The 14,054-nt window shown below is 60.1% G+C and carries 12 protein-coding genes; 9 read left to right on the top strand and 3 right to left on the bottom strand.

Annotated features, from left to right (window positions below; translation table 11 throughout):
• Positions 1-47 precede the first annotated feature (47 nt).
• From DARO_RS00110 to DARO_RS00100, 3 genes are all read left to right on the top strand, one after another.
• Positions 48-1,079 (top strand): LysM peptidoglycan-binding domain-containing protein, encoded by a 1,032-nt coding sequence (locus DARO_RS00110; protein WP_011285789.1) that lies wholly within the window; start codon positions 48-50, stop codon positions 1,077-1,079.
• Positions 1,076-2,152: a DNA-processing protein DprA gene (gene dprA / locus DARO_RS00105; protein ID WP_011285788.1), complete on the top strand. Its 1,077-nt coding sequence runs from the start codon at positions 1,076-1,078 to the stop codon at positions 2,150-2,152. Before DARO_RS00110 ends, dprA begins: the two co-directional genes overlap by 4 nt.
• A 76-nt stretch (positions 2,153-2,228) precedes the next feature.
• Positions 2,229-4,748 carry a DNA topoisomerase III gene (locus tag DARO_RS00100; RefSeq protein WP_011285787.1) on the top strand — a complete coding sequence of 840 codons (2,520 nt, stop codon included), beginning with the start codon at positions 2,229-2,231 and terminating at the stop codon, positions 4,746-4,748.
• 98 nt (positions 4,749-4,846) lie between these two features.
• Here DARO_RS00100 and DARO_RS00095 read toward each other — a convergent pair whose 3' ends face one another.
• Both DARO_RS00095 and DARO_RS00090 read right to left on the bottom strand, forming a co-directional pair.
• Positions 4,847-5,761: a hydrogen peroxide-inducible genes activator gene (locus DARO_RS00095; protein WP_011285786.1), complete on the bottom strand. Its 915-nt coding sequence runs from the start codon at positions 5,759-5,761 to the stop codon at positions 4,847-4,849.
• A complete protein-coding gene (locus tag DARO_RS00090) occupies positions 5,758-6,465 on the bottom strand; it encodes a 16S rRNA pseudouridine(516) synthase (RefSeq protein ID WP_011285785.1) in 708 nt (235 codons plus the stop codon). The genes DARO_RS00095 and DARO_RS00090 overlap by 4 nt, the downstream gene beginning before the upstream one ends.
• Before the next feature lie 139 nt (positions 6,466-6,604).
• Here DARO_RS00090 and DARO_RS00085 point away from each other — a divergent pair, with 139 nt between their 5' ends.
• Together DARO_RS00085 and DARO_RS00080 are read left to right on the top strand one after the other, a co-directional pair.
• A complete protein-coding gene (locus DARO_RS00085; protein WP_011285784.1) occupies positions 6,605-7,075 on the top strand; it encodes an SRPBCC family protein in 471 nt (156 codons plus the stop codon).
• A 78-nt stretch (positions 7,076-7,153) separates the two neighbouring features.
• Positions 7,154-7,645 (top strand): hypothetical protein, encoded by a 492-nt coding sequence (locus DARO_RS00080; RefSeq protein WP_011285783.1) that lies wholly within the window; start codon positions 7,154-7,156, stop codon positions 7,643-7,645.
• 92 nt (positions 7,646-7,737) lie between these two features.
• Here the strand turns inward: DARO_RS00080 and DARO_RS00075 are convergent, their stop codons facing one another.
• A complete protein-coding gene (locus DARO_RS00075; RefSeq protein WP_011285782.1) occupies positions 7,738-9,360 on the bottom strand; it encodes an ABC-F family ATPase in 1,623 nt (540 codons plus the stop codon).
• Positions 9,361-9,490: 130 nt separating this feature from the next.
• On the opposite strand from DARO_RS00075, the gene DARO_RS00070 reads away from it, so the two are divergent.
• The 4 genes from DARO_RS00070 (at position 9,491) to DARO_RS00055 (ending at position 14,029) form a co-directional block, all read left to right on the top strand.
• On the top strand, positions 9,491-10,624 hold the full coding sequence (locus DARO_RS00070) for a response regulator (RefSeq protein ID WP_011285781.1): 1,134 nt from the start codon (positions 9,491-9,493) through the stop codon (positions 10,622-10,624).
• A gap of 67 nt (positions 10,625-10,691) precedes the next feature.
• On the top strand, positions 10,692-11,978 hold the full coding sequence (gene gshA / locus DARO_RS00065) for a glutamate--cysteine ligase (protein ID WP_011285780.1): 1,287 nt from the start codon (positions 10,692-10,694) through the stop codon (positions 11,976-11,978).
• A 6-nt stretch (positions 11,979-11,984) separates the two neighbouring features.
• On the top strand, positions 11,985-13,004 hold the full coding sequence (gene gshB, locus DARO_RS00060) for a glutathione synthase (RefSeq protein WP_011285779.1): 1,020 nt from the start codon (positions 11,985-11,987) through the stop codon (positions 13,002-13,004).
• Entirely contained in the window at positions 12,989-14,029 is a 1,041-nt protein-coding gene (locus DARO_RS00055) for an FAD:protein FMN transferase (RefSeq protein WP_011285778.1), read from the top strand. The genes gshB and DARO_RS00055 overlap by 16 nt, the downstream gene beginning before the upstream one ends.
• The last annotated feature ends 25 nt before the right edge of the window (positions 14,030-14,054 follow it).

The raw sequence follows: 14,054 nt of genomic DNA, 5'->3' as shown, positions 1-14,054 counted from the left end.
GACAGCGACGACGTTATTGCGTTCCACCGGCACGTGAGGTTACGACTATGGTTCGCATTATATCCGCGCTCATCCTGGCCGTGACGGCCGTCTGCGCATCGGCCGCCGAGCCGCTACAACTCGTCGACAATCCGCCTGATCGTCATATCGTCGTCAAGGGCGACACGTTGTGGGGCATTTCCGGCAAATTCCTCAAGCAGCCGTGGCGCTGGCCGGAAATCTGGCAGATGAACAAGGAACAGATCAAGAACCCGCACTGGATTTATCCGGGCGACGTCATCATGCTCGATATGTCGAGCGGTACCCCGCGCCTGAAGATTGGCAAACCCGTCACCGGGCAAAGCGGCAAGGTTCAGCCGACCGTCTATAGCACCCCGGTGCAGCAGGTCATTCCGAGCATCCCCCCCAATGCCATTGAACCGTTCCTCTCCAAGCCACTGATTATCGAGACAACGGATCAGAACGCGACAGTCAGCATCGTCGCAACCCAGGAAGATCGCATGCTGGTCGGTACGGGTGATTCTTTCTACGCCCAAGGCATTCCCGATTCAAGCATCGAAAAATGGAATGTATTCCGCAAGGGCAAGCCGCTGAAAGATCCGGATACCGGCGAGACTATTGCTTACGAAGCCGTTTTCCTCGGCAATGCCCGCTTGGTCAAGCCAGGCGAACCGGCAACGCTGCGCGTCACCCTGGCCAAAGAAGAAATGAATCGCGGCGACAATCTTTTGCCCGCTCCTCCCCCGGAAATTCTGACCTACGTACCGCACCGCCCTGAGCAGGAAGTCTCAGCCAAAGTGCTTGGTATTTATGGCGGGGTGCAAGAGGGTGGCGCCAATTCGGTCATTTCCATCAGCCGTGGCAAGAATAGCGGTCTCGAACTGGGACATGTCGTTGCGCTCTACCGGAATCGTGTTTCGGTCAGCATTGATGAAGACGGCCGTCGCACTTCAACTCCGGTACCTGAAGAACGTTATGGCCTTGCCTTCGTTTTCCGCGTCTTTGACCGCGTCGCCTACGCCTTGGTCGTCGAGTCCTCCAAGGCAGTCATCATCGGGGACTCCGCACTGAACCCGTGAGCCATAACGACAGTCTGGCCGCCTGGTTGCGGCTGACCCTGATCCCGGGCATCGGCGGCGAGACGCAAAGAAAGCTTCTCGCCGCTTTCGGTTTACCGGAAGCCATTTTCTCGGCTGGCCGCCTGGAAGCACGCGGCGTCATCGGTAACCGCGCCGATCTGCTGTTCGATTTTGATCCGACGGAAGCGGTAGCACACAGTCTCGAATGGGCCAGGCAACCGGGGCAACACATCATCTCGCTGGCCGACGAAGCCTACCCGAAAGCACTGCTCGAAATAGCCGACCCGCCCAGCCTGCTCTACGTACGCGGCAACCTAGCCCTGCTCCAGAAGCGCGGACTGGCCATGGTTGGTAGCCGCAATGCAACACCGCAAGGCGTGCAAACCGCCGAAAACTTCGCCAAAACGCTGGCCGCCAAGGGTCTGACAATCATTAGCGGACTGGCACTGGGGATTGATGCCGCCGCCCACCGTGGCGCCCTGGCTGCCAAGGGGGAAACCATCGCGGTGATCGGCACCGGGCCCGACCGCATCTACCCGGCACGCAACAAGGAGCTGGCTTTGGCGATTGTCGAATCCGGTGCGATCGTTTCCGAATTCCCGCTCGGCACACCGGCCATCGCTTCAAATTTCCCAAGGCGCAATCGGATCATTTCCGGACTATCGTGCGGCGTACTGGTGGTCGAAGCGGCGCCGGAAAGTGGCTCGCTGATCACGGCGCGGCTTGCCGCAGAGCAGGGGCGTGAAGTTTTCGCCATTCCCGGCTCGATCCACTCACCAGTTGCTCGTGGTTGCCACAAATTGATCAAGCAGGGTGCCAAGCTGGTTGAAACCGCTACCGACATCCTGGAGGAGCTGGGCAGTTTCAACGCAGCTCCCGCAGCAGACATCCCATCGGATAAGGCCGATGAAGGGCCGATTCTCACTGCACTTGGCCACGATCCATGCAGCCTTGACGACCTCGTCGAACGAACCACCATGAGCGCCGATCAGTTACTGCCGGAACTCCTGACACTGGAGCTTTGCGGCCTGATCGCCACCCTGCCCGGTAACCGCTACCAGCGCCTGAACTAGGCACCTATATATATTGACGGCTTGCCAAGCCGCTCGCCGGGCACTTATCATGCCCCGGCACCCAACAGGCCAAACCATGTCCAAAAAGCTGATCATTGCCGAAAAACCTTCCGTCGCCGCCGACATCGCTCGGGCGCTGGGGGGCTTCACCAAACACGACGATTACTTCGAAAGCGAAGAGCTCGTGCTCTCCTCGGCCGTCGGTCACCTGCTGGAACTGGCCTGCCCCGAAGAGTTCGAGGTCAAGCGCGGCAAATGGTCCTTCGCCCACCTTCCGGTCATTCCGCCACACTTCGCCCTGAAGCCGATCGAAAAGACGGAATCGCGCCTCAAGGTGCTCAACAAGCTGATCAAACGCAAGGACGTTACCGGCCTGATCAATGCCTGTGACGCGGGGCGTGAAGGCGAGTTGATCTTCAATTACATCGCCCAGAACGCCAAGTCCGGCAAGCCGGTCCAACGCCTGTGGCTGCAGTCGATGACCCAGGGCGCCATCCGCGACGGCTTCTCCCGCCTGCGTCCCGGGCAGGAAATGGAAGGCCTGGGCGATGCCGCCGTCTGCCGCTCCGAATCCGACTGGCTGGTTGGCATCAACGGCACGCGGGCGATGACTGCCTTCAACTCGAAGACCGGCGGCTTCCACCTGACCACCGTTGGTCGCGTGCAAACCCCAACGCTGGCCATCGTTGTCGAGCGTGAACGCAAGATTCGCGACTTCAAATCACGCGACTACTGGGAAGTCGAAGCCGATTTCACGGCCAAGGCCGGCTCCTACAAGGGCAAATGGTTCGACGAAGCCTTCAAGGGCAAAAACGACGACGAACATGCCCGCGCCGACCGCCTGTGGGAAGTTGCCCGCGCCGAAGCCATCCGCGCCGCCACTGAAGGCAAGCCCGGTGAAGTGACCGAAGAAGCCAAGCCGGAAACCCGTTTGTCGCCGGCGCTCTTCGATCTGACCACCCTGCAGCGCGAAGCAAACGCTCGCTTCGGCTTCTCGGCCAAGACCACGCTATCGCTGGCCCAGGCCCTGTACGAAAAACACAAGGTTCTGACCTATCCACGAACCGACTCCCGCTGCCTGCCAGAAGACTACCTGCCAACCGTCAAGGAAACCTTGACCATCCTGACCGGCGAAGGTGCCGGCAAGGGGCACGACGAAGTTCTGCTCGCCCGCTATTCACCGTTTGCCCACCAGATCCTGGCGCGCAACTGGGTGCTACCCAACAAGCGCATCTTCAATAACGCCAAGATCAGCGATCACTTCGCCATCATCCCGACGCCGCAGGCGCCCAAGAGCCTGAACGAAATGGAACAGAAGCTGTACGACTTCGTCGTTCGCCGCTTCCTGTCCGTCTTCTTCCCGGCCGCCGAATACATGGTCACCACCCGTATCACCCGGGTCGAAGGCCACCCCTTCAAGACTGAGGGCAAGGTGCTGGTCAATCCGGGCTGGCTCGCCGTCTACGGCAAGGAAGGCCAGGACGGCGACGAAGGTAATCTGGTTGCCGTCGATGCCAAGGAAAAGGTCAAGACCGACGAAGTCACCGTCAAGGCCAACGCCACCAAGCCGCCACCACGCTACTCGGAAGCCACCCTGCTCTCCGCCATGGAAGGTGCCGGCAAGATGGTCGACGACGAAGAACTGAAGGCGGCCATGGCCGGCCGCGGCCTAGGCACCCCGGCCACCCGCGCCCAGATCATCGAGAACCTGATCGGCGAGCAATACATGCATCGCGAAGGCCGGGAACTGATCCCGACCGCCAAGGCATTTACCCTGATGACGCTGCTCAACGGCCTCGGCATCAAGGAATTGACCCAACCGGAACTGACCGGCGACTGGGAATGGAAGCTCGGCCGTATCGAGAAGGGCGAATTCACGCGCGACGAGTTCATGCGTGAAATCGCCGAAATGACCCGTCACATGGTCGAACGCGCCAAGCAATACGAAGCCGACACCATCCCCGGCGACTTCGGTGTGCTGACGGCGCCCTGCCCCAAGTGCGGCGGCCAGATTCGCGAAACCTACAAGAAGTTCCAGTGCGGCAGTTGCGACTACGCACTGTGGAAGATCGTCGCCGGCCGTCAGTACGAACCGGCAGAAATCGAGCAATTGCTGACCGAAAAGCAGGTCGGCCCACTGACCGGTTTCCGCAACAAGATGGGCCGCAGCTTTTCCGCCGCGATCAAGCTCAATGATGAATTGCAGCCGGAATTCGACTTCGGCCAGGACAAGGCGGATGCCGCCGATGCAGAACCCGTCGATTTCTCCGCGCAGGAAAGCCTGGGCAAGTGCCCGAAGTGCGCGGCCAATGTCTTCGAGCACGGCACTTCCTACGTCTGCGAAAAATCGGTCGGCCCGGCCAAGACCTGCGATTTCCGCTCCGGCAAGATCATCCTGCAGCAGCCGATCGATGCCGCCCAGATGAAGAAGCTGCTGGCCGATGGCAAAACCGACCTGCTGAAGGAATTCGTGTCCAACCGCACCCGCCGCAAGTTCTCGGCCTATCTGGTCAATCAGGGTGGCAAAGTCGGATTCGAGTTTGAAAAGAAAGTGGCAAAACCCAAGGCTCCAGCCAAAAAGAAGACAGAAGCCTGATTGGCCTGCTGCTTGAAGCAAAAAGCCCTCGACAAAATCGAGGGCTTTTTCATTTCAGGCGCCGGAATGCACTTTCCGTACGCGTTCCACGTGAAACCTCAACGCACGGCCAAGGCCCCCGGTAGCTGGCAGGACAACAGCGCGGCGCGGACGGCATCGATCGCTTGCGGCCGCGGGAAGGTGATGCGCCAAACCAGGCCGACGGTGCGTTTGGGTTGGGTTCCGGCAAAAGGCAAGACCTTGACCAGCGGTTCCTTGGTGATCAGTGGATCGGCGGCGGTACTGGGCATGACCGCCACACCGGCACCGCTGGCCACCATGTAGCGGATGGTTTCAAGCGAACTGCCTTCGAGCGAGTGTTCCAGGGCATCCGGCGCATTCAGGCGGGGGCAGGATTCGAGCACCTGATCGCGGAAGCAATTGCCTTGGCCGAGCAGCAGCAGGTTCTGGCCATCCAGCTCATCGCCATTGACATCAGTGCGAGACGACCATGGATGGGTAGCCGGAACAACCACCCTGAACGGTTCGTCGTAAACCGGCTGAGCAACCAGGCCCGGTTCGCTGAACGGCAGTGCGATGACGATAACGTCAAGTTCGCCGGCCTTCAGCGCGGGAATCAGGTTGCCGGTGAAGTCTTCCTTGAGGAAGAGCGGCATTTTCGGCGCCTCGCGATTGAGAGCCGGGATCAGTTGCGGCAGCAAGTACGGTGCAATGGTGTAGATGATACCGACGCGCAACTGACCGGTCATCGGATCGCCGGTTGCTTCGGCGATTTCTTCCAGCTTGACCGCCTCATCCAGCACGCGCGTGGCTTGGGCAACGATACGCTCGCCCAGCGGCGTGATGCGAACATCGTTGGTGCCGCGCTCGAAAAGCGGGGCACCGATCTGGCCTTCGACCTTCTTCAACGCCACCGACAGCGTCGGCTGGCTGACGTGGCAGGCATCGGCCGCCTTGCCGAAATGCCGCTCACGGGCCAGAGCCACGATGTAGCGCATTTCGGTCAGGGTCATTTGGAATAGCCCAGTTTTTGCAGGTCGGCCGCTGACAACCAACGCCACTCGCCGGGTTTGAGGTCAGGCGGCAGCGTCAGTTCGCCGACGGCTTCACGATGCAGGGCCTCGACACGGTTGCTGACAGCAGCGACCATCCGTTTGACCTGATGGTACTTGCCTTCGGTCAGGGTCAGGCGCAGCAGTTTTTCACCAACGATTTCGGCGGCAGCAGCGCTAATCGGTTCGTATTCGTCGGCAAGGAGCACACCTGCCACCAGCTGATCGATCTGCGCCTGATCGAGCGGATGCTTGGTGGTTGCCAGATAGACTTTCGGCACCTTGCGCTTGGCCGATGAAAGCTGGTGGTTCAACTGCCCGTCATTGGTGATCAGGAGCAAGCCGGTCGTGTCTTCGTCGAGACGGCCGATCGGCTGAACATCGCGTTCGCGCAACGGAATTGGCAGCAGTTCAAGGACGCCGGCGTGATGTTTTGGCTTGCGCGAGCATTCGTAGCCGGCCGGCTTGTGGAGCATCAGCGTGGCGAATTCGGCGTAAGGCCAATCGACGCCATCGACCGTGAATACCAGTCCTTCGGTGTCGAGTTCGACAAAAGGATCGTCGCAAACCTGGCCGTTAACCGCGACACGATCACGGCGGATGAGGCCTCGGCATTCCCTGCGGGAACCGAAACCATGCTTTTGGAGGATACGTTCTAGTTGCATGGGAGGGATGTTAACACGACCCCATAATTTCGTTACCCGGCTGAGGGGTGCGCAAAGACGCACCGCGGACAGCATGAGCATCACGGCAAGGCGCGGTCGACAACACAATGGGCGGCCAGTGATGAAATACAATATCGCCATGAATTTCGAACACCTTATCCAAATCAACGACCCGGAAAACCCGCTGGTCGAATCATTGACGCGCGATCAGCTGTGGCTGGGACTGTTGCACCGCGTCGAGAATCCCGTTCCCTTCCTGCCGGGACTGGAGTCCTGCACCATCCTCGAACGCACGGCGGACGCCCTGCTCCGTGAGCTCGATTTCGGCCCGGCCGTGATCCAGGATCGCGTCACGATGACTGAGCGGCATTGGGTACGCTTCGACATCCAGCCTTCCGAAGCCCACCCGGGCGGCAGCCTGACCATCACCATCGAGGAGCCAGAGCCCAGCTTCCTGTTCCTGCGCTTTGCCTACGAGACCACCCTGGCCAACAACCCGAATTCAGAAGACCGCGCCTATATCGACTACGTGAAATCGGCCTACCATCAGTCCGACGTCGATTGCGTGCGCTTGATCCGCAGCCTGGCCGCCGGCGTCCCGCTGCAATAATCCCCCTGCACCCGGCCCGGTGTCATCGAAACGCCCGTTCCTGCGTTATTTGAAACATACAACCCGTAAAGTGGAATCATGAAACGTATTCTGACTGTGGCAGCCATCGTGGCTGCCTCATTAACCGCGACGGCTCACGCCGCTGATGTGGGCGTCTCGGTCAGCATCGGCCAACCCGGCTTCTACGGCCAGATCGACATCGGCGGTTATCCGCGTCCCCCGGTCATCTATGGGCAGCCGATCCTGGTCGAGCCTGTTCCGTACAGTCGTCCGCCGATCTACCTGCGCGTCCCGCCCGGCCATGCCAAGCACTGGCGCAAGCACTGCCACGAATACCGCGCCTGTGGCGAGCGTGTCTATTTTGTTCAGGACCAGTGGTACGAACGTGAATATGCGCCGCGCTATCAGCAGCGTGGTCGGGGTGACCGCGATCGCTGGGACGATGGCCGCCGCGATGGCTATCGTGACAACTACCGGGATGACCGCCAAGATCGGCGTGGTGACGACCGCCGCGGCGATGACCGTGAGCGGGGCCACGATCATGGTCACGGCCATGGACGCGATCGGTAACCGCCAGAGATAAAAAATCGCGAGGCAGAATTGAAAAAGGCCGAAGCACATTGTGCTTCGGCCTTTTGTTTGCCCCCGAAAGGACAAAAGACTTATTCGACGCCCTGGCTGGCCAGATAATCCTCGTAGCCACCAAGGTAATCGACGATACGGCCGTCGCTCTTCACCTCGAGCACGCGGGTGGACAGCGAAGAGACGAACTCCCGGTCATGGGAGACGAAGACCAGCGTGCCGGGGAATTTTTCCAGGCCACTGTTCAGGGCTTCGATCGATTCCATGTCGAGGTGGTTGGTCGGCTCGTCCATCAGCAGCACGTTATGTTTCGATAGCATCAGCTTGCCGAACAGCATGCGCCCCTGCTCACCGCCGGAAATGACGTTGACCGGCTTCTTGACTTCGTCGCCGGAGAACAACAAACGCCCCAGGGTGCCGCGAATCAGGGTTTCGAGGTCGCCACCGTCCTCGATGGTGGCGCGGGCATAGCCGGCGATCCAGTCGGTCAGGCTTTCGGTGCCGGCGAACTGGGCGCTGTGGTCCTGCGCGTAGTAGCCCGGGTAAGCCTTTTCAGCCCATTTGATCGTGCCGAATTGCGGCGTCACTTCACCCATCAGCAGCTTCAACAGCGTGGTCTTACCGACACCGTTCTCACCGATCACGGCAATCTTCTCGCCGGCGTTGATGGTCAGCGTCAGGTTATTGAAGATCTTGCGCTCGCCACCTTCGTAGGTGAAGGAAACATTCTCGATCTCGACCGCCTGACGGTGCAGCTTGGCCTTTTCGTCGTAGTCGAAACGAATCCACGGGTACTGACGCGACGATGGCTTGACGTCTTCCGGCTTCAGCTTGTCGATCAGCTTCATCCGGCTGGTTGCCTGCTTTGCCTTGGACGCGTTGGCCGAGAAGCGGCGGACGAAGGTCTGCAGTTCGGCGATGCGTTCCTTGGCCTTGGCGTTGGCGTTGGACAGACGTTCGCGGGCCTGCTGGGCAGCCTCCATGAAATCGTCGTAGTTGCCGGCGTAGGTCGTGATCTTGCCGTAGTCCAGGTCAGCCATGTGAGTACAGACCTGGTTCAGGAAGTGACGGTCGTGCGAGATGATGATCATCGTCGAATCACGATTGTTCAGCACGTCTTCCAGCCAGCGAATGGTGTTGATGTCGAGGTTGTTGGTCGGTTCGTCGAGCAACAGGATGTCCGGATTGGCGAACAGGGCCTGACAGAGCAGCACACGCAGCTTCCAGCCGGGGGCCACTTCGCTCATCGGACCGTTGTGCTGTTCAGTCGGGATGCCGACGCCAAGCAGCAATTCGCCAGCGCGGGATTCAGCCGTGTAGCCATCCAGTTCGCCGAACTGATGCTCGAGATCGGCTGCCTTCATGTAGTCGTCTTCCGTTGCTTCCGGATTGGCGTAAATGGCGTCGCGCTCACTCATGCAGGCCCACATTTCCTCGTGGCCCATCAGCACGACGTCGAGCACGCGCATGTCTTCGTAGGCGAACTGGTCCTGCTTCAGGTAGGCCATGCGCTCGTGCTTGTCTTTCGAGACATTGCCGGCAGAAGGTTCCAACGCGCCGCACAGGATCTTCATGAAGGTTGATTTTCCGGCGCCGTTGGCACCGATCAGGCCGTAGCGATAACCCTCGCCAAACTTGACGTTAACATTTTCGAAAAGGGGTTTGACCCCGAACTGCATGGTGATATTGGCGGCGACGAGCACTTGAATTCCGATCTCTACAAAAGCTGCAAAACAAGGGGTCGAATTCTACCTTTTTTCAAGCACTTGCGGTGACAACGGCTGCTCGTTGTGATACTTTTGCCACAATTGTCATTCGCTCAGGAGTGCCGGTATGCCCCACCGTTTTCGCGTTGCCATTGTCGAGGACAATCCGCCCCAGCGCATGATACTGACCCGCCTGCTGGAGAAGGATTACCAGATCGAATCGTTCGAAAGTGGCCCGATTTTCCTGGCGAGTGATGGTCTTTTCGACGCCGTACTGCTCGACATCGAAATGCCTGAACTCAGCGGCTATGACACCTGCCGGCGCTTCCGGGAACAGACGCGCGGCGCCGATGTGCCGGTCATTTTCGTTTCTGCCCACGACACCACACCGGAGCGTGTCGCCTCCTACGACGCGGGTGGCGACGATTTCCTGACCAAACCGATCGCCGCGCACGAATTGCGTCACAAATTGGGCAACGCCATCGAGTTGCGGGAAAAGGTCCGCACCCTGTCCAGCCAGACGACCGATGCGCAACGCGTTGCCTTCACCGCCATGACCAGCATGGGCGACCTCGGAGTGGTCATCGAATTCCTGCGCAAATCGGCCCAGGCCACCACCTATTCGGCCATTGCCGCCCGCCTGGTCGCAGCGATGAAAGCCTGGGGCCTGCAAGGCGCTGTTCAAGTCCGTGGCCGGCATGAACAGGTAGCGCTAAATGCCGAGGGACCCATGACGGCCATGCAGGCGGCCGTGTTGGAAAAACTGCGCGATATCGGACGTATTTTCGAAATGGGTTCGCGTGCCGTGATCAATTTCGACCACGTTTCCCTGCTGGTTGAAAACCTGCCGGTAGACGACCCGAACAAGGTCGGCCGCCTGCGTGATCATCTCGCCGTCCTGGCCGAAAGCGCCGACATGCGTATGGCCGCGCTGGATTCCGCCATCGAACGCGACCTGCAGAAACAGGGCATCGAAGCTGCTCTGGACGAACTCCGGGCAGCCATGCAGCAGGCAACGCATCATTCCGCCACCAGTCACCCGAGACAGCAGGCAACCATGCTCGAATCCATCGAACAACTGGGCAGGACCACTCATACCCTCGGGCTGACCGCCGTTCAAGTGGAGTATCTCGATGATCTGATCCGCCACATTCTGGAGGAATCCCAGCATTACTTCGACGACGTCGCGCAAAGCGAAAGCGACTTCGCCGATGTGTTCAGCCGCCTGGAACGCCTCGCACAAGCCGACTACCGGCTATAGTCCCTTTTGTTGCACCGCAGTGTAAGATTTGCGGCGATAACAAAAACCTCGGATTGAGACACAGCATATGGTTCCACACCTCACCACAGCCCTCACCGGCCCCCTGCTCGAACTGGAGCGTCGCTTCATCGCCGCCAGTCCGCAAATCGAACACTGGCTGCGCGGCCAGTGGCTGGAACACACGCCGCCGTTCTACTCGTCGTGCGACCTGCGCAATTCCGGCTTCAAGCTGGCACCGGTCGATACCAACCTGTTCCCGGGCGGTTTCAACAACCTGAACCCCGCCTTCCTGCCGCTTTGCGTGCAGGCGGCGATGAGCGCCATCGAAAAATTCTGTCCGGAAGCCCGCAGCCTGCTGCTGATCCCGGAAAACCACACGCGCAACCAGTTCTACCTGCAGAACGTCGCGCAGATCGCCGCCATTCTCAAGCAGACCGGCCTGAATGTGCGCCTCGGTTCGCTGAACCCGGAAGTCACCCAGCCGACGACTATCGAACTGCCCAACGGCCAGAGCCTGCTGCTCGAACCACTGGTTCGCACCAAGAACCGCCTTGGGCTGGACGGTTTCGACCCCTGCGCCATCCTGCTCAACAACGACCTGTCGGCCGGCATTCCGGCCATCCTGCAAGGCCTCCACGAGCAGGTCGTTCTGCCGCCGGTGCATGCCGGCTGGGCGGTACGTCGCAAGTCCAACCACTTCGCTGCCTACGATCAGGTCGCCAACGACTTTGCCAAGGCCATCGGCATCGATCCGTGGCGTATCAACCCGGCCTTCTCGGTCTGCCGCAGCGTCAATTTCCACGAACGCCAAGGTGAGGAATGCCTGGCCGCCAATGTTTCGGCTGTGCTCGACATCGTCAAGGAAAAGTACCGCGAATACGACATCGAAGAAACGCCCTACGTCGTCGTCAAAGCCGATGCCGGCACCTACGGCATGGGCGTGATGACGGTGCGCAACGTCGATGAGGTCATCGCGCTGAACCGCAAGCAGCGCAACAAGATGAGCGTCGTCAAGGAAGGTCTGGAAGTCAGCGAGGTACTGATCCAGGAAGGCGTGCATTCGTTTGAGACCCTGAACGATGCGGTGGCCGAACCGGTCATCTACATGATCGACCGCTATGTCGTCGGCGGCTTCTACCGTGTCCATACCGGGCGCGGCAAGGACGAGAACCTCAACGCGCCGGGCATGCACTTCGAGCCGCTGGCCTTCGAGACTGGCTGCAACATGCCCGACTACGGCTGTGGCAACCCGGACGCACCACCCAACCGCTTCTACGCGTATGGCGTCGTCGGCCGCCTGGCCTGCCTGGCCGCTGCCATCGAGCTGGAACGCACTGCGCCGGAAGACGTCTGAGTCGGCATGGCTCAGCAACTGCACTTTGAAAAACACCTGCTCGGCGGCAGCAGCCAGTCCCTGAAACTGGCTTTTGTGCTCGATCCGCTGGACCATCTGAAGGCTTGGAAAGATTCTTCGGTGGCGATGATGCGGGCTGCCGAGAAGCATGGTCACGAAGTATTCGCCATCGACGCCGCAACACTCGGCTGGCGCAAACCGGATGATGCCCACGCCGGTGGCATCTCCGGCGAGGCGCTGCACCTGCATCTGCGCCCGGACGACCACGACTGGTATCGCGAAACCGGCCGCGAATGGATGCCATTGACGGCCTTCGACGCCGTGATCATGCGCAAGGATCCGCCCTTCGATTTCGAATACCTGACCGCCACCTGGCTGCTTGAACGAGCCGAGGCCGACGGCGTACGGGTTTTCAACCGGCCACGGGCCCTGCGCGATCATTCGGAAAAGCTGGCGATCATGGAGTTCGCCCACTTTGCGCCGGCGACTGCGATCAGTCGTGACATGGCGCAAATCCACCACTTCATCGACGAGCAGCGAGACGTTATCCTCAAGCCACTTGACGGCATGGGTGGCAGCCAGATTTTCCGTGTGCATCGCAATGACCCGAACCGCAACGTGATCGTCGAAACACTGACCCACGAAGGGGCCAGGACCATCATGGCGCAGCGCTACGTGCCGGAAATCAGCCAGGGCGACAAACGTATTCTGCTCATCGCCGGCAAGCCAGTGCCGTGGTGCCTGGCGCGTATCCCCAAGGCCGGTGAGACGCGCGGCAACCTGGCCGTCGGTGGCACCGGCGTCGCTCAGGAACTGTCGGCCCGTGATCTGGAAATTGCCGAAACGCTGGGCCCCATTCTGTTCAAGCGCGGGCTGATGCTGGTCGGCATCGACGTCATTGGCAACTTCCTGACCGAAATCAACGTCACCAGTCCAACCTGCATGGTCGAAATCCGCCAGCAGTCGGGCTTTGATGCGGCCGGCGCCTTCATCACGGCCATCGAGCACGCATGCGGGCTGTCCTGAATCTTTTCCTGTCTGGCGTTTGCGTACTGCTGCTTGCCAGCTGTGGTCGGACGCAGCTGCAAGAACAGCAGGCCTACGTCTTTGGTACCCGTGTTGAGGTGCTGGTCGTCAGCGAGGATCCGGAACAGGGCCGCAAAGCGATTGCCGCCGTCTTGCGCGAATTCGACCGCCTGCACCGCGCCTACCACGCTTGGCAGGACTCGGAACTGATGGCCTTGAACACGGCATTTGCCCAGGGAAAAACCCGACAGGTCAGCCCTGAACTCGCCGCCTTCGTTCAGGAAGCACAGGCCCTTTCCCAACAGGGCGACACCCTGTTCGATCCCGGCATTGGTCAGTTGATCAAACTGTGGGGCTTCCAGGCCGACGAATTCAAGGCAGAACTGCCTGCTGCAGCCGATATCAAGGCCTGGTTGGCCAGCAAGCCATCCATTGCCGACGTCGTGATCGACGGCACCAATATCCGCAGCCGCAATCGTAACGTTGCCCTCGATTTCGGCGGCTACCTGAAGGGTGTCGCCCTTGATCGCGCCTCGGCCATCCTCCACGCTCAAGGTATCCACAACGCCCTGATCAACATCGGCGGCAATGTCATGGCGCTGGGCAGCAAGGAAGGCAAGAAGTGGCGCGTCGGCATCCAGCATCCACGTCAGCCGGGTCCGATGGCCACGGTCACGCTCGATGACGGCGAAGCGATCGGCACCTCCGGCGACTATCAACGCTTCTTCGAGGTCGACGGACGACGTTACGCCCACCTGCTCGATCCTCGCACCGGCTACCCGGTGGAACACACGCAGGCTGTCACGGTGCTCATCCCCAAGGGGCCAAAAGCAGGCACCTTGTCCGATGCGGCCTCCAAGCCGATTTTCATTGCAGGACCGGATGGCTGGCGCGATATGGCGCGAAAAATGGGAACCAGTCTCGTTTTGCGCGTCGACCATAGCAATCAGATTTTCGTCACCGAGGCACTGCGCCAGCGTCTTGAATTCATCGGCGCCCCCCCGAAACTCAACGTTGTCCAATAACTCAGGTGAGTGTTTCCTTGACACT

Source organism: Dechloromonas aromatica RCB (assembly GCF_000012425.1).
This window is presented reverse-complemented; position numbering and strand designations above follow the sequence as displayed.